The sequence below is a fragment of the Xanthomonas sp. D-36-1 genome (assembly GCF_017746155.1).
Classification (GTDB): Bacteria; Pseudomonadota; Gammaproteobacteria; order Xanthomonadales; family Xanthomonadaceae; genus Xanthomonas; species Xanthomonas cissicola.
The window spans coordinates 99,042-121,441 of the sequence record NZ_JAGHWR010000030.1 but is presented as its reverse complement, the minus strand read 5'-3'; the positions used below and the strand labels follow the sequence as shown (position 1 = coordinate 121,441).

Below are 22,400 nucleotides of genomic sequence, written 5' to 3'. Positions count from 1 at the left end.
CAAAAAAAAGGCGCGGACCGAGCCGCGCCCTTTGTCGCAGTAGAGAACTGCGACGTGTTGCACTGCGATTAGCGGCGCCCATCACCTCCGCCGATCGGCGTCACGATCAGCGCAGTGTTGTCGGCCGGATTGGCATCGGGCGAACTGGACGTCGCCGTGGCCTGTACCCGCACCGCGCCTTCGGCCGGGATCGGCTTGGCAGCGACGGTCAGCTGGAAGGCAGCCTGCGCGCCGGGCAGTACCACCGCAGCCGTGCTGCACACGAAGCGGGCACGACGCAGCGACTGCACCTGCTTGTCGCAGCGCCAGCCCGGCGGTGGCACCAGCAGCGACAACGCCGACACCGTGTTGCCTTCGATCACCAGGCTGGGACGCTGCGCCGGTGCGGCGCCGACATTGCCCACCAGCACGCGGTAGGTGGCGTTGAAGGCGGTGGTCGGCAGGCTGCTTGGGCCGTCCAAACGTACCGCCAGGTCGCTGCGGGGTTGCGCCTGTACGGCCACGCTGGCCGCATCGGTGTCGTTGCTCGACTGCGGATCGGGCGTTTGCGAAGCCACCGATGCGGCCAGGGTCAACGTCCGTCCGGCCAACGCCGCACCAGCCTCCACCTGCGCTGAGAAATTCTGCGCGTTACCGGCTGCCAACGATGCAATGGTGCAGGTGACCACCGTCTGGGTGCCGGTCTGCGGCGGTTGGCAGACCCAGCCAGGTGCTGCGGTGACGCGTGGGCTCACGGCGGCATCGAACGCCAAGGCAACCGCAGCGAACGCCGCACTGTCGGGGCCGCGGTTTTCGACGTCCACACTGAAGTCGATGCGCTCGCCTTCGACGACCTGATCACGCGCAGCAGTCACTGCCACACCCAGGTCCGCATTGACCTGCTTGCGCATGCGCAACAGCACCACGGTGGGATCGTGGTCGGACAACCGCGTCGGTGTATTGGCATCGTTGCGCGCGGTGCCGGGGAAGTCGGCATTGATGCGCGCATGGCCCACCGACAACGAGGCGATCTGCGGCGCGCGCATCAGTGCCTCGTTGGCCAGGATGTGATCCAGCGACTGCACGTTGCCGTCGAACGCGTACGAGTAGCTCTGATCGGGCGTGTTGAACCAGGTCAGGTCGGTGTAATCCGGGTTGACCAGATCGGCGCCATCGCCGCTCACCACGGTCTGCGCATCCGGCGCCGGTTTGCCGGTGACCGTGCCCATTGCATCCACATAGCCGTCGTTGAATTCGAAGGCGTTGAAGTCGCCCATCACCAGCACTTTTTCGTCAGGATTCAGTTGCTGACGGGTCTGCAGCAGACGCGCCAGATACTCGGCCTGCGCCTGACGTTTGGCGCGGATGCGGGTGCCGGCGGCATCGTCGGTCTCGGCGCCGTTGAGCGAACGCTGGTGCACCACGATGGCGGTCAGCGGCAGCGTGCGGCCATCGGCCTGATGCACGTTGGCGGTGAGCACCAGCGGCGGGCGGTCGTTGAGCAGACTCACGCCGCCGGCCGGCTCGGTCCAGGTCGCGGTCTTGCCTTCCTGGGCGATCGAGAGCACTTCCACCCGCGGCACGCCGCCAGCGATGTCTGCGGTCTTGACCAGGAAGCCTACGTCGATACCGCCAACGTCATTGCCTTCCTGCAGGTACGCCACGTACCTGGGATCCTGCTGGCCGGCGGCCACCGCATCGGCGTTGACGCGCGCGGCCAGGGTCTGCAGCACGCTGAGGTTTTCCACCTCCACCGTGCCCAGGATGTCGGGCGTGTGCAGGTAGTTGCGGATCGCCAGCGAGGCCTTGTTGAGGCGGGCCTGGAAGGCGGCCGGCGTCAGCACCGGTTCGCCGATGGCCGGGTCGTTCTGGTCGTCGAAGAAGCGCTCCATGTTGTAGGTCGCCACGGCCACATCGTCGGCCTGCGGCATCGGTGCGGGGCGTGGTTGGTCGGCACCGTTGCAGCTCACCTGCGGGGTACGTTCCGGGTAAAGCGTGTAGCGGCGGAAGCTGTAATCCAGTGGGCCGACCACGTTGAGGACCTGGCAGCCGGAGGCCAGGTCCAGCCGCTCGGCGCCGACGCCGGCGCTGCCGACCGCGATCACTTCGGGGTTGGTATTCCAGCGCGGTACCCCGGCAGGCGAGCCGGCCGGCAGCGGGTCGGGCAATTGCACGCCCGGCTCGCGGAAGGCGCGTGGCACGCCGGTGACCACGGCATGGAACACGCTATTGCTGGTCGCCGTGGCATTGGTCTCGTTGACGCTGCCGCCGGTGGGGGTATTGACGGTGAGGCTGGCGGCGGCCACGCGCATGCCTTCCAGCGCTTCGAGTTGGTCGTAGGCACCGTTGGGGTTGGGGAAGTTCGCGCTCAACGCCACCGGCATCGGCAACGGGTTGCCGGTGGAATCGGCCAGCACGCTGACGCTGCCGCCGATCTCGGTCAGCGGTGGCTGGGTCGGGTCGGCGGTGGGCACGTATTCGATGACCGTGCCCTGCACGCGCACCCGGTTGCCGATGGCGGCCGCCTCCGGCGGTGCGCTGCCGGTGTAGACGTACACGCCTTCGGAGGTGGACGGGTCGGCGTCGGCTTCGCTATCGGGCGCCTGCAGGAAGAACCCGGCGCTGCGGCGAGCGGTCACGATGCCCGACGTGGCGACCACCTGGCCCTCCAGCGGCGAACGTGCGCCCTTGCCCTGGATGGCGTGGATCGGCAGCAGGCTGAAGTCGTCGTTGAGGATGGTGCCGGTCGCACTCAGCGTGGCCGGCAGTGCGCCGGTGACCCCGCTGATCTGCAGGCTGAAGCTTTCATCCGGCTCGGGCGTGGTGTCGCCCAGGACATCGACGGAGATGGTGGCGCTGCGTTCGCCAGCGGCGATGCGCAGGGTGGTGGCGGGCAGGGCGATGTAGTCGCTGCCGGCGGTGGCGGTGCCATCGACAGTGGCGGCGGTGAAGCTCACCCCGTCCGCACCGGCCGGCTGGCTCAGGCTCAGCGTGAACACGAAGCTACGGGTGCCGGTATTGCCTTCGGCCTGGCTGACATCGGCCAGCGTGGCGACCGGCTGGCTGCCGCCGCTGCACAGGCGCGCGGGGCTGGCGGCATTGCGCGGGGCCGGCGCGCCGGTGGCGAAATCGGCCGCGTTGTTGTCGGTATCGGTGCACCCGTCGTTGCCGCGCAGCACCGCCAGCGTGTTGCTGGGGGCGGGCGTGGGCGCATTGCCTTCGGCGCAGCTGGCGGTGCTGCCGTAGCCGACCAGGTCGGCATTGCCGGTGGGGCAGGTGCCGCTCAGCGCGGAGGTGCTATTGCTCAGCGCCACCTTGCCGGCGGTGCCGCTCATGGCCAGCGTGCCGGTGGCATCGGGTGTGGGCAGCGCCACGCTGCCGCCGCTGCCATCGGCCTGCTTGATCAGGTAATAGCCGCCGGCCGGCACAGTGCCCGCCAACGCAGTGACCTGCCAGCTGCTGCCGGCGGCCGAGGCGTATTGCACCGACCAGCCATCCAGGCTGACCGGGGTGCTGCCAATGTTGTGCAGCTCGATGAAATCGCTGCGGAGGGTGGCGCCACTATTGCCGCCACCGCCGTAGACCTGGCTGATGACGACCTGGGCATTGGCGTGGCCGGCCATGGCCAGCGCACACAAAAATACGGCTGCACGACGCTGCAACACATGCATGAGATGAGAGTCCCCTGATCCTTGAGACGTGAAACGCTCCCCTGGTCCGGCCACGTCCCTGGCCGGCAGCGCCGTTCGATTCTGCATGAATTTGCAGACCTAGGTTGACGATATGGTGACAGCTGCGCAGTGGTTGAGACCGCAGCGCGCGCCTGCTGAGTGGTTCAGAGGTGAAAGAAGCGGGCCCGACGCTGGGACCTGGGTGGGCCGCTGGTGCATGCGGATTTTCTACGAGGCACCTGCGCAGGTATCTCGCGGGCCCCGATCCCCTCAGGCAATCCCGCCGGGGCTGCAAGCAGCCAGGCAGGGCCGGCGATGGCGTGGCCGAATACGCTTCGCCATCCGCCATCCGCCATCCGCCATCCGCCATCCGCCATCCGCCAATCCCGAATCCCGAATCCCGAATCCCGAATCCCCGCCGCTGCGCTACCCTGCGTGGCCCGATCTTCAGCGCGATGCCATGCCCGTCGACAAGAACCTGCGTGACCTGGAACCTGGCATCCACACCGACCTGGAGGGGCGGCTGACCTACGGTGGCTATCTGCGGCTGGACCAACTGCTGTCTGCGCAGCAGCCGCTGTCCGAGCCGGCGCATCACGATGAAATGCTGTTCATCATCCAGCATCAGACCTCCGAGCTGTGGCTGAAGCTGCTGGCGCACGAGTTGCGCGCGGCCATCGCGCACCTGCAGCGCGACGAGGTCTGGCAATGCCGCAAGGTGCTGGCGCGCAGCAAGCAGGTACTGCGGCAACTGACCGAGCAGTGGTCGGTGCTGGAAACGCTCACCCCGAGCGAATACATGGGGTTTCGCGATGTGCTGGGGCCTTCGTCGGGCTTCCAGTCGCTGCAATACCGCTACATCGAGTTCCTGCTCGGCAACAAGAACCCGCAGATGCTGCAGGTGTTCGCCTACGACCCGCACGGCCAGGCGCGGCTGCGCGAGGCGCTGGAAGCACCCAGCCTGTACGAGGAGTTCCTGCGCTATCTGGCGCGCTTCGAACACGCAATTCCGGCGCACTACCAGGCCCGCGACTGGACCGCCGCACACGTGGCCGACGACAACCTGCGGCCGGTCTTCGAGCGCATCTACGAAAACACCGACCGTTACTGGCGCGAGTACGCGCTGTGCGAGGACCTGGTGGATGTGGAAACCCAGTTCCAGCTGTGGCGCTTCCGCCACATGCGCACGGTGATGCGGGTGATCGGCTTCAAGCGCGGCACCGGCGGCTCCAGCGGCGTCGGCTTCCTGCAGCAGGCGCTGGCACTGACGTTTTTCCCGGAACTGTTCGACGTGCGCACCTCGGTGGGCGTGGACGGCCGCCCCCCGCAAGGCGCGCCGGATGCCGCGCAGGGCTGAGCAAGACGAAGAGTGCGCGAGGGCAAGACAAGCGCACTCAAGCGCTTCTCCTTTCGGAAGAGGGCTGGAGCGATCTCGTGCCGGTCCGTGGGTGCCCCAGCACGCGGTCAAATCCCGCCAACTCCACCCACGGTCATCAGGCAGCTGACTCCGGCGAATTTGACGCGTACATGACGTCTAAGTGATCCTCGCGCGTCGCCCGGGCTCGCCTCGGTGCACCCAGCCATCACTGAATACGCAAGGGACCTCTATGAGCGTTGACGCGACCGCGCCGACATCCGCCTCCACACCGCCCCAGCCACCGGCGCCCCCCGAGTTCCTCACGTTGCTCGGCCACCCGCGGCCGTTGTGGTTGCTGTTCATGACCGAATTCTGGGAACGCTTCGCGTTCTACGGCATTCGCTGGGCGCTGGTGCTGTACATCGTGGCGCAGTTCTTCAATGGCGATGCCACCGGCCAGGCGCCGGCAGGGCGGACCTATGGCGCCTACCTGGCGCTGGTGTATGCGGCGGCGATCTTCGGCGGTTACGTGGCCGACCGCGTGCTCGGTTACCAGCGCTCGATCCTGGTCGGGGCCGCGGTCATGGCGACCGGCCTGTTCCTGATCGCCATTCCCGACCCCACCATGTTCGAGATCGGCCTGGCCACCGTGGTGGTCGGCAACGGCTTGTTCAAACCGAACATTTCCACCATGGTCGGCAAGCTGTATTCGGTGGCCGATCCGCGCCGCGACAGCGGCTTCACCATCTTCTACATGGGCATCAACCTGGGCGCGATGATCTCGCCGGTGTTGACCCAGTTGCTGGCCGAAAAGGTGTTCGGCACTGAAGTCATGCCGTCCTACAAGATGGTGTTCATGGCCTCCGGCGTGGGCATGCTGATCAGCCTGGTGTGGTTCTGGTTCGGCCGCGTCCAGCTCAAGGGCATCGGCGCCCCGGCGCCGAACGCGCAGGGCATGGGCCGTGTGCTGATGGTGCTGGTGGGCTGCCTGCTGGCGATTCCGGGCGTGTACTTCCTGCTCGCGGTCGGTGCGGATGTGTTGCAGATCGTGCTGACGGTGCTGTTCATCGGCCTGTCGGTGATGCTGCTGGTGGAAGGCATCCGCGAAGGCAAGGTGCAGCGCGACAAGGTGATCGCGATGCTGATCATCTTCGCCTTCAACGTGTTGTTCTGGATGTTCTTCGAACAGGCCGGCAGCTCGTTCACCTTCCTGGCCGACAATATCGTCAACCGCAACTTCGGCAGCTGGACCTTCCCCACCGCGTGGTTCCAGTCGGTGAACTCCATCGCCATCATTGCGCTGGCACCGGTCATCGCCTGGATCTGGGTCAAGTCCGGCCGCTTCAATCCCTCGATTCCGCGCAAGTTCGGCCTGGGCCTGCTGTTCAACGGCCTGGCCTTCCTGCTGCTGATGTTTGCGCTGTCCAGCTTGGTCAACGACGCCGGCAAGATCCCGTTCTGGACCTTGTTCATGGTCTACGTCATCCAGTCGGTCGGCGAACTGTGCCTGTCGCCGATCGGCCTGTCGATGGTGACCAAGCTGGCCCCGGTACGCCTGGTCGGTTTCGGCATGGGTGGCTGGTTTTTGTCCACCGGCATCGGCAACAACCTGTCGGGCATTTTCGCCGGCCATGTCAGCGGAAACGAAGGCATGAGCGTGTCCTCGGCGCTGGGTGGGTATACGTTCGGGTTCTGGGCGCTGGTGGGCGCCGGCGCGTTGCTGTTCCTGATCGCGCCGCTGATCAATAAATTGATGCATGGTGTGAAGTGAGGAGAACAGCGATGCCGATCAAGCCCCTTGTCTGTGGCCTGCTGCTGACCGGTCTGTTGAGCGCCTGCGGGCAGACCAGCAGCCCGCAGGACGCGCCGAAGCCGTTGGATACCTCGATGCAGAAGCCGCCCAGCGCCGATCCCAGTCAGCCGGTGTCCTCGGGCAATACGCCGACCGCGGCCGACATCGCTGCGGCTGCCGCGCTCAACGCGCAATACGACCCCTCGCGCGATCCGGCGGCCGATCTGGAGACGGCCAAGGTCGAGGCCAAGCGCGGCGGCAAGCGTATCGTGCTCAACGTCGGCAATGCCGCCTGTGAGCCCTGCAAGGCGCTGGACGAGTTGATGGGCGGCGATGCCGAGCTGCGCAGCTTCCGCGACGCGCACTTCGTGGTGGTCAAGGTCAACCGCGATGCGGCCAACGAGAACGCTGCCTTCCTGTCGGCGTTCGCCCAGCTCAACGACGCCCCGTCGCTGCTGGTACTGGATAGCGACGGCAAGCTGCTGACCACGCAGTCCGGCCCGGAGTTGCGCAAGGGCGAGGGCTTCGACCGCAAGAAGCTGTTCGACTTCCTCAAGCAGTGGGCGCCACCGCAGGCCTGATGCTGCGCGAACGCGTCAAGCAAAAACCCCCGCACTGCTGCGGGGGTTTTTGTTTTGCATCGTGCCGATGGTGATCGCCTGGCGCGCACGCGGCCAGTCTTCTCTTTGACGAGCGCTGCCTTGGCCTGACGTATTGAGGTCTTGCTGGCGACGGCAGCGCACACCGGCGCGTAACGTCCTGCCGCATTGCAACTGGATCAGATCCTGCGCAGCACCAAGGCACCACGCGTTCGCTCCCAGCGTGCGCTGCTCAGTCCTTGCTGGCCATGCGCGGCAGCCCGTCCTTGGCCAGCCGGTCGATCAGCTTTTCCAGGACCTGCTGTTCTTCGGCGCTGAACACCGACATCAACCGTTGTTCCATCTCGTTGACCAGCGGCGCAACGGTCTCGTAGACCTGTCGCCCGGCCGGCGACAACGCCAGCATCGAGCGGCGGCGATCGTCGCCGTGGGTCTCGCGGCGGATGAAGCCGCGCTCCAGCAGGCGCGCCACGGCGCGGCTGACCGCGACCTTGTCCATCGCCGTGCGGTCGGAGACCTCACTGGCCGACGAACCCGGGTATAGCGCCAGGATCGTGATCACCCGCCACTCGGGAATCGCCATGCCGTAACGATCACCGTATACCTTGGCAATGTTGCCGCTGATACGGTTGGACAGCACGCTCAGGCGATACGGCAGGAACTGCTCGAGGTTGAGCAGCACGGGATGTTGCGGCGGGTGGGGGCTGTCGAGATCGCTCATGTTGCACTGTGTCTTGATTTTGGTTTCATTTGCAACTACAAACCGAGGGTGGCCTGCGCATTCTCGCGGGTCTTCTGCTACTCCGCATAGCCCTGCGGCCCCCAAGCGTGGAGAAACGAAGATGAGCGCACAACCGAACACCACTGCAGCCCGCCCGGATCCGGGCATGCAGGTCACCACCTTCGACAATCCGATGGGCATCGACGGCTTCGAATTCGTCGAATTTGCCGCACCGGCCGGCCAGGGCGAGCAACTGCACGATTATTTCCGCAAGATGGGCTTCAGCGCGGTGCTGCGTCACCGCAGCCGCCCCATTACCGTCTATCGCCAGGGCGGGGTCAACTTCCTGCTCAACGAAGATCCCGATTCGTTCGCTGCCGATTTCGCCGCCGCGCACGGCCCCTGCGCCTGCGGCTTTGCCATCCGCTTCCGCACCCCGTCCGAGACCGTGCTGCAGACGGTGCTGGGCAACGGCGGCGAAGCCGTGCAGAACAAGCCCGACACCCGCGCGGTCCCGGCGCCGGTGGTCAAGGGGATCGGCGATTGCATGCTGTACCTGGTGGACCGTTACGGCGGGGCCGGCAGCATCTACGACGCCGATTTCGAGCCGATCGACGGTGCCGACCAGCACCCGGCCGGCTTCGGACTGACCTTCATCGACCACCTGACCCACAACCTGTATTTCGGCAACATGCAGCGCTGGTCGGACTATTACGAGCGCCTGTTCAACTTCCGCGAGATCCGCTATTTCGACATCAAGGGCGCCAAGACCGGCCTGGTGTCCAAGGCGATGACCGCGCCGGACGGCATCGTGCGCATCCCGCTCAACGAATCCTCCGACCCCAAGAGCCAGATCAACGAGTATCTTGATGCGTACCAGGGCGAAGGTATCCAGCACATCGCCTGTTTTACCGACGACATCTACACCAGCGTGGAAAAGATGCGCGCCGCCGGCATGAGTTTCCTGGATACGCTGGACACGTATTTCGATGTAGTGGACCTGCGCATCCCCGCGCATGGCGAAGATGTCGAACGCCTGCGCCGCAACAAGATCCTGATCGACGCAGACCCCGATACCAAACAGCGCAAGCTGCTGCAGATCTTCACCACCAACTGCATCGGCCCGATCTTCTTCGAGATCATCCAGCGCAAGGGAAACGAAGGCTTTGGCGAAGGCAATTTCCAGGCGCTGTTCGAAAGCATCGAGCGCGATCAGATGAAGCGTGGGGTGCTTTGAGGGCGGGAATTGGTGATTCGGGATTCGGGATTTGCTGAAGGCAATACGTCCAAGCGCCACATCATCGGGACCGAGTTGTCTGACACCGCATGCCAAGATGAACTCATGCAGTCAAAGCCCCTCTCCCGGTGGGAGAGGGACTTGAACATTGCGCTTCTCTATATCGCACCTTCCGTCACGGTGGTGCCACAACCGAAGAGCCCACGCCCATGCATGACCAGACTTCCTACATGACCGGCTTCGGCAATGAGTTCGCAACCGAGGCGGTGGCCGGCAGTCTACCGGTCGGGCAGAACTCACCGCAGCGCGTGGCGCATGGCCTGTACGCCGAGCAGTTTTCCGGCACTGCGTTCACCGCGCCACGCGGCGAGAATCGGCGCAGCTGGCTGTATCGCATTCGCCCTGCCGCGGTGCATGGCAGCTTCTCGCTGCTCGAGCAGTCGCACTTCCACAACGATTTCGGCGCGGGCCCGGTGCCGCCGGATCAGTTGCGCTGGAGCCCATTGCCACTGCCGTCGGTGCCCACCGATTTTGTCGACGGCCTCTACACCATGGCCGGCAATGGCGGGCCCGAAGCGATGTCCGGCGTTGGCGTGCATGTTTATGCGGCCAACGCCTCCATGCAGGATCGCTTCTTCTACGACGCCGACGGCGAGCTGCTGCTGGTGCCGCAGCAGGGCCGGCTGCGCGTGCATACCGAGCTGGGCGTGCTGGCGCTGGAACCGCAGCAGATTGGTGTGATTCCACGCGGCATGCGCTTTCGCGTCGAGTTGCTGGACGACACCGCGTGCGGCTATGTGTGCGAAAACTTTGGCGGGCTGCTGCGCCTGCCCGATCTGGGGCCGATCGGCGCCAATGGCCTGGCCAATCCGCGCGATTTCGAAACGCCGCACGCCGCCTTCGAACGACGCGAAGGCACGTTCGAACTGGTGGCCAAATTCCAGGGCCATCTATGGCGTGCCGACATCGGTCACTCGCCGCTGGATGTCGTCGCCTGGCACGGCAATTACGCGCCCTACCGTTATGACCTGCGTCGCTTCAACACCATCGGCTCGATCAGTTTCGATCATCCCGATCCCAGCATCTTCACCGTGCTGACCTCGCCCAGCGACACGCACGGGACTGCGAACATGGATTTTGCGATTTTCCCGCCGCGTTGGCTGGTGGCACAGCACACCTTCCGCCCGCCGTGGTTCCATCGCAACGTCGCCAGCGAATTCATGGGCCTGGTGCATGGCGTCTACGATGCCAAGGCCGAAGGCTTCGCGCCCGGTGGCGCCTCGTTGCATAACTGCATGAGCGGGCACGGCCCGGATGCGGCCACTTTCGACAAGGCTTCACAGGCAGATCTCACGCGCCCGGACGTGATCGCCGACACCATGGCCTTCATGTTCGAAACGCGTGCGGTGTTGCGCCCTACGCAGCAGGCATTGAATGCCACCCATCGGCAAGCCGATTACCAACAGTGCTGGTCCGGACTGCGCGCTGCATTTCAACCGTCCACGACGGAAGACGCGAAGTAGCGCGCAACCAAAATCTCGTAAGCGATTGTCGGGTGGTGCGGACGTTGCTCAGGTACAGAGTGCGTGGCGTGGATGGCGGCTAGAGACCGGTCCCGAGTACCAGCCGCCTGTGCCTGGCGGCCGAGCAGCAGGGTTGTCAGCTGCGCTCAAGCCACACCGCAGCTGCGGTGCTGCAGCTGCGCTGTCGGCGCGTCGGCGCTGTGATTGCGAGCGGTGCTGCCGGTGCGCGGGCTGCTGTCGTTGCGGTGATGCGCCGATCAGCTCCAGCCCTCGCTGCGTGTTGAGCGACTCGGCAAGAGCCAGTCGGCGCGCGCTGGCCGAGACTGCCAGATCACGCGGCTTGCAATGTCTGCGGCAGCAGCTCGCCGATCCGTGTGCGGACGCGTTCGGCATAGCTCGCCGACGTGATCTGCGGCAGCGCCTGCAACGCCTCGGCGATGGTCGTGCTGATCTGATCTTCGTCGCGCGCGGCGTGCAGCTGCCGATGCAGCGCAGCGGCGAGCGCATTGCGTTGCAACTGCAGGATATCGAGCAGGTACAGGCGTGCATTGGTCGCTGCTCGGCGGCGCAGGCGCTGCAGCTCCTCTTCGGTGGGCCCTGCGTCCGGCCGGGGCATCCCTGCTTGGTCCACATCGGGCAGCGCGGCGGTGGCTGCCGTGCTGCGCACCTGGCTCGCAGCGCCGCCCGCAGCGGCACCAAGATCCAGATACCCCATCGCGCACAGGCTGTGCAGCAAGGCAGTGCCGTCGCCGCCCAGCAGCATGGCGAGCGTCGCCAGATCGCGCTGGCCGTCGGCCAGGATCAACGCGCGCCGTTGCAGCAGCGTCAGCGGGCTGCGGTGCGATTGCAGCGTGGTCAGGGCGAGCTCGGTCTTGCGTGGGATCATGGCGGCGGTCCTGCGAAGCCAACAGCGTGACGCCCGCCAATGAAGCGCCGATGACATGACTGCGACGGCATGTCGCCCCGCTCTCCACATGGTCGCGATGGCGGCTGTGTACGCTGTAGCGCACGTCTAGGGAATGCACAGATGACATCCAGATTGTTGGGCCTGATGAGCGCATTGCTCGTACTGACCGGCTGCAACCGCGCCGACCAATCGCCCGCGCACGCCAGCGCAGACCACGCACCGGTTGCGGCCGCCGACGACCAACCGGCCGCCACTGTCCCACCGGCTACGGCGCCAGCTGGCACATTTCCACCGCACACACAGCCGGACCCCGCTGCGCTTGCGCGCATGGATGGCTATGGCGATCTGCGCTTCGGGATGGATGCCAGCCAGGCGCGGGCTGCCTGGGGTGGGGATTTGCGAGGCGAAGCGGCAACCGACGATGGCTGTTACCTGCTGCGCCCACAGTGGGCCAGCGATGCGCGTCGCTTCGGCTTCATGTTCGAAGGCGGGCAATTAGTGCGCTTCCAGACCAGCGAACCGAAGGAGACGGCGCCGGGCGGCGGCAAGGTCGGCATGAACCTGGCGCAGCTGCGTGCGTTGTACCCCGACGGCCTGACCGAGCAGCCGCATAAGTACATCCCAGGCGCGCTGACGCTGCGTCTGCCCGGCGCAGCCACGCAGACCGCGCTGGTGTTGGAGACCGATGCAGACGGCAAGGTCGCCAGCTGGCGCGTAGGCAGACCGCCGCAGGTGGATTACGTCGAAGGCTGCGGCTGAAATGCGAGGTGCAATGGTGGCGCCGTCCTGCGCAGGCGTTTGTATCCTGCGCTCGGGGAGGGCGGGAAATTCCCGCTGCGATACGACAGCTCGCTTCCACCTCAATCGGCCGCGCGATGGCTCGGGCGCACGCTGCGGCAACGTGCACCAGCATGGACGTCACCTGATCGGTCCATGGGGCGCGCCGGTTAGCGATGGTGGGCGGTCGCAACATTGCTCTTCGCAACGGTGGCACAGCGCTGCGCGTGGTTGTTGAGTCCCGCCACACTGCACTTGCATGCCGATATGCGGTTGGCGAACGCACGAAGTGAGCGCTCGTGAGTCGATGCCCCATGTGCTGGCTACCGGCTTAGCCGGTTGCGCCGTTGAGAAGGTCCTGAGCAACAAACGGGGGCTGATCGCAAACAATCCACGCCGAGCAACAACGCCTCAGCCGCTCTCAGACGCCGGTCCCGGATGCTGCTTCTCGGTGTCTTCGTTCTCGCCAACATCGCCTTTGACCTGCGGCAAGCCTTCCTGCTGCGCGTCGCCATGATTCGGCACTTCCGGGCGGTTTTCCATCATCAGCGACAGCGCCGCCTTGGCCATCAAGTGCGCGCTGATCGGTGCGGTGATGAACAGGAACACGGTGATCAGCAATTCGCGCGGTTGCGGGTCCACACCCAGAAACAGGTGGTAGCCCACCGAGGCCAGCAGCACGCAGCCCACGCCCAGCGTGCTGGCCTTGGTCGGTGCATGCAGGCGCTTGAAAAAATCCGACAGCTTCACCAGGCCAAAGGCGCCGATCAGGATGAAGAACGTGCCCGCCAGCAGCAAGGCGCTGAGCAGGTATTCGGTGAAGGCGATCATTCGACGATGCTCCGCCGCAGCACGTATTTGCTCAGCACCACGGTGCTGCCGAAGCCCAGCATCGCAATGACCAGGGCAGCCTCGAAATAGATCGGTGAATCCAGATACATGCCCAGCAGCATCAATTCGGCGATGGCGGTGACCGAGAGCGTATCCAGCGCCAGGATGCGGTCTGGCACGGTCGGCCCGCGCAGCAGTCGCCACAAGGCCATCAGAATGGCCAGGCCCACCGCATGCATGCAGATCACGATGGTCGATTCGATGAACATGTGGCCGGTCATGGAAAGATCTCCATCAGGGGCTTTTCGTAGCGGGTCTTGATCTCGGCAATCAAGGCCTCCGGATCGTCCAGATGCAGCACGTGCACCAGCAGATATTTGCGGTCGTCCGACAGCGCGGCCGAGACGGTCCCCGGCGTCAGCGTGATCATGCTGGTCAGCGCGGCGATGCCGTGAATGTTGGCGATATCCAGCGGCACCCAGATGAAACCGGGATGGATACGCGATTCTGGCCCGAGCACCTGCGCAGCCACCTTGATGTTGGAGCGCACGATGTCGCCCGCGGCCACCAGCAGCATGCGCGGCACCGAGCGCAACGAGCCGATCTGCGCGAACTCGCGGTCCAGTCGCGCCGCGAAGATCGGCACCACCACGCCCAGCAGCATGCCCAAGACCCATTGCTGCGGGCCGAAGCTATCGCTGAGCAGCAGCCAGAAGACGAAGACCGTCACGCTCAGCGGCGGCGATGGGAACACGCGGCGACGCAGTGGCAGACGCGTGTTCATGGCTGCCTCCGCTGCGGCGTGGTGGCGCGTATCTGGTCCACATACGCGCCGGGGTCGCGCAACTGCGCGGCGGCCGTATCGGTGTAATGCATCAAGGGACCTGCGGCGCCGGTCATCGCAACCAGCCCGCTTAGCAACAGCACCGTGGCGGCGGTCTCCACCGGACGCATGCGGCCACGTCGCGGCGGCTGCAGTTCCGGTGCATTTTCCGCCGCGGCCGGCACCCGCCAGAACAGCCGCACACCGGCGCGGGTGAGGCCGATCACGACCAGCAGGCTACTGCCGAGCACCGCGCCCCACACCGGCCCGACCAGGCCCTGGGGCACGTGCTGCAGCAACGCCGCCTTGGCCAGAAAGCCGGATAGCGGCGGCAACCCGGCCACCGCCACCGCGGCAATCATGAACATCGTGCCTGGAACGGCCCGCCCCGGCAGTGGCGCCACCACTTCCTTGCGGTCGCTGGCACTGCCGCGGCGGCGACGGATCAGGTCAGAGACCATGAACAACGCAGCGGCCACAAAGCTGCTGTGCGGCAGGTAATACAGCCCTGCGCCCAGTGCGCCGGCATCATCCAGCGAGAACGCGATGAACAAGGTCGCCGCCGAAAACATCACCAGGTACGACACCATCACCCGCAGCCGCGATGCAGCCATCACCCCGAACGCGGCCATCAGCAGCGTCGCGATGCCCAGCCACAACAGCGCATGGCGACCGAAGCCGTGCAGCGCGCCGGCACCGGCGCCAAACCACAACGAGGACACCCGCAGCGTTGCATACAACCCCACCTTGGTCATGATGGCGAACAATGCGGCCACCGCCGCCGGTGCGCGCGAATAGGTTTCCGGCAGCCACAGATACAGCGGCAGCAACGCGGCCTTGCTGCAGAACACCAGCAGCAACAGGCCCAGCGCGGCCTTGGCCAGCGGCACATCCTGCGCCTGCAGATCGGCAATGCGCTGCGCCAGCTCGGCCATGTTGAGCGTGCCGAACACACCGAACAGCAGGCCCAGCGCAATCAGGAACAACGTCGACGCACAGACGTTGAACACCACGTAATGCAGGCCCACCCGCATCTGCAATCCGCGTCCACCGCTGAGCAGCAGGCCGTAGGAGGCGATGAGCATCACCTCGAAGAACACGAACAGGTTGAAGATGTCGCCGGTCAGGAACGCACCGTTCAAGCCCATCAGCTGGAACTGGAACAACGCATGAAAATGCGGTGCGCGCCGGTCCCAGCCTGCGCATGCATGCAGCAGGCACGCCGAACCCAGGATCAAGGTCGTCAACAGCATCCACGCCGACAAGCGGTCGCCTATCAGCACGATGCCGATGCGCGCCGGCCAGTCGCCGAGCAGATAGACCAGGATCTCGCCGTCGGCAGCGCGTGCGAACAAGGCGATGACCGCCGTGGCCAACAAGGCCATGCTGACCCAGGCCACGCTGCGCTGCACGCGTGGCCCATAGCGGCGGTGTTCGACAAATAACGAGGCCGATGCGCCCAGCATCGGGATCAGGATGGGCAGGATCAGCAGATGGTTCATCGCCGGGCCTGCCGCGTATCCGTGCCGGTCGCGGCATCTTCGTGCGCATCGACATGGTCGCTGCCATTGTCGCTACGGCTGCGGATCGCCAGCACCAGGCTCACCGCGGTCATCGCAAACGCAATCACGATGGCGGTCAGCACCAAGGCCTGCGGGAGCGGATCGCTGTGATGCATCAGCTCGGCCGGCACGCCGTCGCGCAAAACCGGCGCCTGGCCGCTGCGCAAGCGCCCACCGGCAAAGATCAGCAGGTTGGTCGCGTACGACAGGAAGGTCATGCCCAGGATCACATCGAAGCTGCGCGCGCGCAGCAGCAGATAGATCGCCAATGCGGTGAGGACGCCGATCGCGCTTGCCACTGCCAATTCCATCAATGCTGCTCCGCGGTGCGTGTCGAACGTTGGGTGGGGTCGATCTCGCCGCGCTGCGAACTGCGCGTACGCGAGGGTTTGATCGTGCCCATCATCGACAGCATCAACATCGCCGCACCGAACACCACCAGGTACACGCCGGTATCGAAGCCCAGCGCACTGGCCAGTTCCAGCTCGCCCAACAGCGGCAGCGGAATTTCCAGATGTCCGCTGCTCAGGAACGGCAGCCCGAAGACCAGCGAGCCTGCGCCGCTGACCAGCGCGCACAACAAGCCGATGCCGATCAGGCGGATGTAGTCGAAACCAAAGCGCGACTCCACCGAGGCCGCACCCTGAATCACGTACTGCATCAACAATGGTACCGCCAGCACCAGCCCGGCAATGAAGCCACCGCCCGGCGCGTTGTGCCCGCGCAGGAACAGGAACAGCGACACCGTGAGCGTGAGCGGGAACATGATCTGCGCCAGATCGGCCGGCACCGGCAACTTGATCGGCGGCCCCGGCATGGTGCGCTCCGGTGCCATGCGCGCGCGGCGCAACAAGGCGTGCACCACCAGCCCGGCAATGGCGAAAACGGTGATCTCGCCAAAGGTATCGAAGCCGCGAAAATCCACCAGGATCACGTTGACCACATTGCGCCCATACGCTTCGGGCAGGGCGCGCTGCAGCAGTTCGCCGGCGACCGAATGGCTGGGTTGCGTCATCAAGGTATACGCCAATGCCGCCAGACCCGCGCCGCCAACGATGGCGATTGCCGCATCGCGAATCTTGCGCAGCCGCGCACGTTCGGGCAACGAGCGCTCCGGCAGATAGTTCATCGCCAGCAGCATCAGCACCAGCGTGACCATTTCCACCAGCAACTGCGTCAGTGCCAGATCCGGCGCCGACAAGAACACGAACGTCAGGCTGACCGCCAGTCCGGTGCCACCGAGCACCAGCACCGCCAGCAGGCGCTGCCTGTACAGGAACAGGCTGCCCAGGGCGCATGCGATCATCAGCAACCACACCATCCAACCCAGCGCCGGCATCGGCACGGGTGCAGGCCATTGCGGCAATGTACCGCCTTGCAGGAATGGCACCAGCGCCACCACGACGGCGCTTAGCACCAGCAGCATCAACATGCGCTGCAGGTTGCCGTTGGTGACCGCATCGGTCATGCGTGCGGTGGCAGCGAACAGCGCACGCAAATTCCACTGGAACAGCGCCTTGCCCGGCGAACGGTTCTGGATTGCGTACAGATTCAGCGCGCGACGCAGCGCGATGTACAACAACGCACCGCCGACGATGCCGGCAACGCTCATCGCCAACGGCAAATTGACCCCATGCCACAGCGCCAGGCTGTAGTCGGGCAGCCCGTCGCCCAGGATCGCGGTGGCACCGGCGCGCAGTACAGGCGCCACTGTCCACGCTGGCACGATGCCCACCGCCACACAGATGAGCACCAGCACCTCCACCGGAATCCGCATCCAGCGCGGTGGCTCGTGCGGCGTGGTGTCCAGCTCGCGCGGACCATCGCCGCAGAAGGTGTCGTGCACGAAGCGCAGGCTGTACGCCACGCCCAGCAGGCCGGCCAGCAACGCAGCCGTGCTGGCCAGGATGCGCATCAGTTGCGGCGCTTCGGTATCCAGGGCAACGGCGAAGAACATTTCCTTCGACAAGAAGCCGTTGAGCAGCGGAATACCGGCCATGGCCAGCGAGGCGATGATGGCCAGTGCGCTGGTCACCGGCATCAACCGGCGCAGATTGCCCAGCTTGCGCATGTCGCGCGTGCCGGTCTCATGGTCGATGATGCCCGCGGCCATGAATAACGACGCTTTGAATACCGCGTGGTTGATGAGGTGGAACACGCCGGCCACCACCGCCATCGGCGTGGACAGACCGAACAGCATCGTGATCAGTCCCAGGTGCGAAATGGTCGAGTACGCCAGCACGCCCTTGAGATCGTGCTGAAAGATGGCGTGCCAGGCGCCCAACAACACCGTGATCGCGCCGATGCTGGTCACCGTATAGAAAAACAGATCCGTGCCGGCCAGCGCCGGATGCAAGCGCGCCAGCAAAAATACGCCGGCCTTCACCATCGTGGCCGAATGCAGATACGCCGACACCGGCGTGGGCGCCGCCATTGCGTGCGGCAACCAGAAGTGGAACGGGAACTGCGCGCTCTTGGTGAAGATGCCCAGCAACACCAAGCCCAGCGCATACGGATACAGCGGGCTGGCGCGGATCACGCCGCCGGCGGCCAACACCGCCTCCAGCTGAAAACTGCCGACGATGCGGCCGATCATCAACACGCCGCCCAATAACGCCAAGCCGCCGCCGGCAGTCAGCACGAATGCCATGCGTGCGCCTTCGCGCGCGTCCTTGCGGTGCGACCAGAACCCGATCAACAGGAACGAGCTGATACTGGTGAGTTCCCAGAACACCATCAGCAACAGCAGGTTGCCGGACAGCACCATGCCGAGCATCGCACCCATGAACAGCAATAAATAAGCGAAAAAGCGCGACGCGCTGTCGCGTACGCTCAAATAGTAATGCGCGTACAGCACCACCAGCGCACCGATGCCCAGCACCAGCAGCGCGAACATCCAGGCCAGGCCATCGAGCCGCAGCGAAAACATCAGGCCGATCTGCGGCAGCCACGCGTGTTCGCTGGCAATCACCTCGCCGCGCAGCACCGCTGGCGTCAACAGCGCCAGCACCAGCAACCCGCCCAACGGCGCGGCCGCAGCCAACCACGCAGTGATCGAACGGGACGCGCGCCAGCGCAGCGCAGCGGCAGCGGCCATGACAAATGGCAGCGCCAGCAGAATTTCCAACGAAAAAGGCATGCAGGGAACACAAGATTCGCGAGCAGGCCAGAGAGCTTAACAAACCGTTGACTGACGCCCGCGTCAACGCCGCCGCGGCGTGCAGCCCGAAAGCAGGGCCGGACTGACTGCACATCGCCGCGCCGCACTCGGTATGCTGCAGGTATTCATGCCTGCGTAGCTGCCCGTGACTGCCGCCAATCCCGCTCCGTCCACCGCTGCATCTGCGCCACGCGCCCTGGTCTTCGGTGGCAGCGGGCAGATCGGCGAACGTCTGCTGATCCGGTTGTTGAGCCGCGGCTGGCAGGTGACGGCATGGTCGCGGCAGCCGCGCGCAGCGCGTTCCGGGCTGGTCTGGCGGCAGGGCGATCTGACCGTACCGGCAGCTGCCGGCGAGGCGTTCGAGGTGATCTTCAGCTGCGGTCCGCTCGACCACTTCGCACGCTGGTATGCCGAGAACGCGGTTGCAGCGCCGCGCATCGTCGCGTTCGGTTCCACCAGCGTTGAGGTCAAGGAACACTCCATCGATGCGGCCGAGCGCGACGTGGCCCAGCGTCTGGCCAATGCCGAACAGGCGCTGTTTTCCGCCGCGCTCGCGCGTGGGGCCAGTGCCACCGTGCTGCGCCCGACCCTGGTCTATGGCGCCGGACGCGACAAAACGCTGACCCAGATCGCCGGGCTGGCGCAGCGCACCGGTGCGTTCGTACTGCCGGCCAACGCGACTGGCCTGCGCCAGCCAGTGCATGTGGACGATCTGGCCAGCGCGGCCCTGGCGGTGGTTGGCCAGCCGGCCACCCAGCAGCGCAGTTATGCGGTGGGCGGCGGCGAAGTGCTGGCGTACACGCAGATGGTGGAGCGCGTGCTGGAAGCGCTGCCACGGGCTGCACGTCTGTACCAGGTGCCGCCGAACCTGTTCGGTCTTGCACTCACCGCCGCGCAACGCCTGGGCCGCCTACGGGGCTTGAATGCCGCCGCGCTACAGCGCATGCGCGAGGACCTGGTGTTCGATCTGGAGCCGGCGCGCCGCGATTTCGGCTACGCACCGCGTGCGTTTCGCCCATTGCCGGAAGAGCTCGGGATCGGCGAGTGATGCCTGGCGGGTCTGCCGGCGGCCCTCAGTAGCGCCAGCCCAGCTGGCGATATGCCTTGGCCAGCACCCAGATCGGCCCGATCAGCAGATAGGTCAGATCGGTCAGAAAGCTCGGTTTGCGGCCCTCGATCTTGTGGCCGACGAACTGCGCAATCCACGCCAGCACGAACACCGTCAGCGCGCTGGTGAACAGGCCGCCAAGCCCGATGCGGCCTTCGATCAACCGGCACAGACAGCCGAAGAAGAAAAAGATTCCCAGCATGCCCAGCCCCAGCGGACGCGACAGCCGGTTGTAGTACGACCACGCCGCAAACATCGACAGCGCGGCCCACACGCCGCTGCTGAACCAGCTGCCGCCGACCGGGACGCACCACAACAGCGCCACCACTGACCACAGGATTGCAGGCACCGCCAGCACGTGGATCTGCTGATTGGTCGCGTTTTGGTGATCGTCGGAATAGCTGGCGAAATAGCGCTCGATCGGTCGCGCGGTCGTAGTGCTTTGGGTCATGTTCCCTCCCAGGAATGACCCAAGCATACGCGCGCGGATGGCGCCGTGGCAGATGTGCCCCCGCCACGCCTCGGTGGCATGACGAGGGACGCGCCGGTCAGTTCACCGAGACCGCGCTCCACGCCGCCGCTACCGCGCGGTATTGCGTGGACGTGCTGCCGTACAGATCGGTGGCCGCGCTCAGCGTGGCCCGACGGGCCGCCGCGTAGTTGGTGGACGAGGTCATGTACACCGTCAGTGCGCGATACCAGATACGGCTGGCCGCGGCGCGGCCGATCGCGGTGAGCGCGGTGGAGCCGCTGCAGACCAGACTGGTCGTGCTCAGATTGTAGCTGGTGCCCGAGCCGAACCCGCTCGGCACCACCGCCCCTTCGGCCAGCAGATAGTAGAAATGATTGGCCACACCCGAGCTGTAGTGCACATTGAGCGAACCCAGGCTGCTGCTGTAGCAATCGGGCGATTTGCCATCCAGGCTTGGCTTGAACATGTAGCGCAACGCCAATGTGCCGGTGCTGTTGTTGGGAATGATCTTCTCGCCGATCAGATAATTGCCGGGCTCGGCACTGTTGGCAGCGGAGTATTCCACCATGGTGCCCATTATGTCGGACGTGGCCTCATTCAAGCCGCCCGATTCGCCCGAGTAGGTCAGAGCGGCGGTCCGGCTGGTCACACCGTGGGTCATCTCGTGGCCGGCCACATCCACCGACACCAGCGGCGTGAACGTGCTGCCGTCGCCATCGCCGAAGGTCATGCAGAAACAGCTATCCTGCCAGAAGGCGTTGTTGTAGCGGCTACCGTAATGCACCCGGCTTCGTGCACCGGCGCCGTCGTTTGCAATGCCTGTGCGCGAATGCGTGGTGCGGTAATAGTCCCAGGTCAACGCCACCCCGTAATGCGCATCGACCGCTGCGGTGACCGTATCGCCGGTGGTGCCGCTACCCCAGGCATTATCGGCATCGGTGACCAGCGTGCCATTGCCGGAGGTGCTGTTGCGCATGTTGTAGGTCGCACCGCTGCCGCGACTGAGATCGGTCATTTCATAGCTGGTGCTGCTGCAGCGCGTGGTGTTCACCGTCACGTTGCCCGCATACAACGAACGTCCTGTGCCAGCGGCGCTGGTGCCGCCGCTACAGGCGGTATGCACGGTATCCCAGGATTCGAGGATGCGCTGGGTGACCGCATCGACGATGTAATGCATCTCGGTCGGTGTCTGGTCGGGTTTGACGCCGCTGTAAATCACCTCGTACACCAGCCGCGGCGCGCCTTGACGTGCATACAGCGCCAGGCTCGCATGCGGCGCGGCATCCTGCGCCACATCGAAATGCGAACCGGCCACACGTAATGCGGTTGCCGCATCAATGCCCGGCACCAGACTCGGACGCACCGTAGTGTCCATGGTCTGGCTCAATTCACGCATCACACCGCGACGCGAGTGCACGACCACGTCGCCGCCGATCACCGGCAGTCCCTGATAGGTGCGATCGAAACGCACATGTTCGGTGCCGTCGGCATCGACGATGCTGTCGCGTGCGATGAAGGCGTCGGCCGGCGCGCGATTGGCCAATGCCGATGCGTTGTTCCCCAATAACGATTGCGCGCGCGACACAACGGCATTTGCCGACACATCCGCAGCGTTCGCGGCAGCAGAAAACGAGAGCGCGCAGCAGATTGCCGCGCCCAGGACATGGAATTGCATGACGACTCTCTCCAGAAAACGTGCAATGCAAAGACCGACAGCCCCCCGACAGCCGGTCGCCGATGGCACCTCGGGTGCCGGCAGCTACGCTTGCACAGTCACGAACTGGACAGTAGTAAAAATTACGGATGTGTTGCTTTCTGTGCGCCCGGCCACTTTCCGCTGTGGCGCGCATCGCAGAGGCGCAGCGGATGCATGGTGTTATT

General features: G+C 65.3%; 18 protein-coding genes and 1 pseudogene. 7 read left to right on the top strand and 12 right to left on the bottom strand.

Annotated elements, in window-relative coordinates; all coding sequences use genetic code 11:
• Positions 1 to 68: 68 nt before the first annotated feature.
• Positions 69 to 3,650, bottom strand: coding sequence for a lamin tail domain-containing protein (locus tag J7367_RS09925; RefSeq protein WP_057658769.1), 3,582 nt, complete (start codon positions 3,648 to 3,650; stop codon positions 69 to 71).
• A 460-nt stretch (positions 3,651 to 4,110) separates the two neighbouring features.
• On the opposite strand from J7367_RS09925, the gene J7367_RS09920 reads away from it, so the two are divergent.
• The 3 genes from J7367_RS09920 (at position 4,111) to J7367_RS09910 (ending at position 7,380) form a co-directional block, all read left to right on the top strand.
• Positions 4,111 to 5,007: a tryptophan 2,3-dioxygenase family protein gene (locus J7367_RS09920; RefSeq protein WP_057658906.1), complete on the top strand. Its 897-nt coding sequence runs from the start codon at positions 4,111 to 4,113 to the stop codon at positions 5,005 to 5,007.
• Positions 5,008 to 5,257: 250 nt separating this feature from the next.
• The gene (locus tag J7367_RS09915; RefSeq protein ID WP_057658767.1) at positions 5,258 to 6,778 is read left to right on the top strand and encodes an oligopeptide:H+ symporter; all 1,521 of its coding nucleotides are present in this window, start codon (positions 5,258 to 5,260) and stop codon (positions 6,776 to 6,778) included.
• An 11-nt stretch (positions 6,779 to 6,789) separates the two neighbouring features.
• Complete coding sequence (locus tag J7367_RS09910) at positions 6,790 to 7,380, top strand: thioredoxin family protein (protein ID WP_003486379.1); 591 nt, start codon at positions 6,790 to 6,792, stop codon at positions 7,378 to 7,380.
• 250 nt (positions 7,381 to 7,630) lie between these two features.
• Here J7367_RS09910 and J7367_RS09905 read toward each other — a convergent pair whose 3' ends face one another.
• Positions 7,631 to 8,119 (bottom strand): MarR family transcriptional regulator, encoded by a 489-nt coding sequence (locus J7367_RS09905; protein WP_057658765.1) that lies wholly within the window; start codon positions 8,117 to 8,119, stop codon positions 7,631 to 7,633.
• Positions 8,120 to 8,240: 121 nt separating this feature from the next.
• Between J7367_RS09905 and hppD the strand changes: the two genes are divergently transcribed.
• Both hppD and hmgA read left to right on the top strand, forming a co-directional pair.
• On the top strand, positions 8,241 to 9,356 hold the full coding sequence (gene hppD, locus J7367_RS09900; protein ID WP_057658763.1) for a 4-hydroxyphenylpyruvate dioxygenase: 1,116 nt from the start codon (positions 8,241 to 8,243) through the stop codon (positions 9,354 to 9,356).
• Between the two features lie 209 nt (positions 9,357 to 9,565).
• Positions 9,566 to 10,879, top strand: a complete 1,314-nt coding sequence (gene hmgA, locus J7367_RS09895; protein ID WP_057658761.1) for a homogentisate 1,2-dioxygenase — start codon at positions 9,566 to 9,568, stop codon at positions 10,877 to 10,879.
• Between the two features lie 146 nt (positions 10,880 to 11,025).
• Here hmgA and J7367_RS22250 read toward each other — a convergent pair.
• Positions 11,026 to 11,209: pseudogene (locus J7367_RS22250) on the bottom strand (hypothetical protein).
• A gap of 1 nt (position 11,210) precedes the next feature.
• Positions 11,211 to 11,765, bottom strand: a complete 555-nt coding sequence (locus J7367_RS09890) for a hypothetical protein (protein ID WP_042676150.1) — start codon at positions 11,763 to 11,765, stop codon at positions 11,211 to 11,213.
• A 165-nt stretch (positions 11,766 to 11,930) separates the two neighbouring features.
• On the opposite strand from J7367_RS09890, the gene J7367_RS09885 reads away from it, so the two are divergent.
• Positions 11,931 to 12,545: a hypothetical protein gene (locus J7367_RS09885; protein WP_057658903.1), complete on the top strand. Its 615-nt coding sequence runs from the start codon at positions 11,931 to 11,933 to the stop codon at positions 12,543 to 12,545.
• Between the two features lie 429 nt (positions 12,546 to 12,974).
• Here the strand turns inward: J7367_RS09885 and J7367_RS09880 are convergent, their stop codons facing one another.
• Genes J7367_RS09880 through J7367_RS09855 form a run of 6 tightly spaced genes read right to left on the bottom strand, consistent with a single transcriptional unit; the run spans position 12,975 to position 18,918 of the window.
• Positions 12,975 to 13,394, bottom strand: coding sequence for a Na+/H+ antiporter subunit G (locus tag J7367_RS09880; protein ID WP_007974881.1), 420 nt, complete (start codon positions 13,392 to 13,394; stop codon positions 12,975 to 12,977).
• Positions 13,391 to 13,675, bottom strand: coding sequence for a K+/H+ antiporter subunit F (locus J7367_RS09875; protein ID WP_003486364.1), 285 nt, complete (start codon positions 13,673 to 13,675; stop codon positions 13,391 to 13,393). The genes J7367_RS09880 and J7367_RS09875 overlap by 4 nt, the downstream gene beginning before the upstream one ends.
• Positions 13,672 to 14,178 carry a Na+/H+ antiporter subunit E gene (locus tag J7367_RS09870; RefSeq protein ID WP_007967828.1) on the bottom strand — a complete coding sequence of 169 codons (507 nt, stop codon included), beginning with the start codon at positions 14,176 to 14,178 and terminating at the stop codon, positions 13,672 to 13,674. The genes J7367_RS09875 and J7367_RS09870 overlap by 4 nt, the downstream gene beginning before the upstream one ends.
• Positions 14,175 to 15,719, bottom strand: coding sequence for a monovalent cation/H+ antiporter subunit D (locus tag J7367_RS09865; protein WP_057658760.1), 1,545 nt, complete (start codon positions 15,717 to 15,719; stop codon positions 14,175 to 14,177). Before J7367_RS09865 ends, J7367_RS09870 begins: the two co-directional genes overlap by 4 nt.
• Positions 15,716 to 16,090 (bottom strand): Na+/H+ antiporter subunit C, encoded by a 375-nt coding sequence (locus J7367_RS09860; protein ID WP_007967830.1) that lies wholly within the window; start codon positions 16,088 to 16,090, stop codon positions 15,716 to 15,718. The genes J7367_RS09865 and J7367_RS09860 overlap by 4 nt, the downstream gene beginning before the upstream one ends.
• Positions 16,090 to 18,918 carry a monovalent cation/H+ antiporter subunit A gene (locus J7367_RS09855; protein ID WP_057658758.1) on the bottom strand — a complete coding sequence of 943 codons (2,829 nt, stop codon included), beginning with the start codon at positions 18,916 to 18,918 and terminating at the stop codon, positions 16,090 to 16,092. Before J7367_RS09855 ends, J7367_RS09860 begins: the two co-directional genes overlap by 1 nt.
• Before the next feature lie 166 nt (positions 18,919 to 19,084).
• Here J7367_RS09855 and J7367_RS09850 point away from each other — a divergent pair, with 166 nt between their 5' ends.
• A complete protein-coding gene (locus J7367_RS09850; RefSeq protein WP_057658756.1) occupies positions 19,085 to 19,987 on the top strand; it encodes an NAD-dependent epimerase/dehydratase family protein in 903 nt (300 codons plus the stop codon).
• 25 nt (positions 19,988 to 20,012) lie between these two features.
• On the opposite strand, the gene J7367_RS09845 is transcribed toward J7367_RS09850, so the two are convergent.
• Together J7367_RS09845 and J7367_RS09840 are read right to left on the bottom strand one after the other, a co-directional pair.
• On the bottom strand, positions 20,013 to 20,498 hold the full coding sequence (locus tag J7367_RS09845) for an Mpo1-like protein (protein ID WP_057658754.1): 486 nt from the start codon (positions 20,496 to 20,498) through the stop codon (positions 20,013 to 20,015).
• A 97-nt stretch (positions 20,499 to 20,595) separates the two neighbouring features.
• Positions 20,596 to 22,194: a M4 family metallopeptidase gene (locus J7367_RS09840; protein ID WP_057658752.1), complete on the bottom strand. Its 1,599-nt coding sequence runs from the start codon at positions 22,192 to 22,194 to the stop codon at positions 20,596 to 20,598.
• Between the last annotated feature and the right edge of the window lie 206 nt (positions 22,195 to 22,400).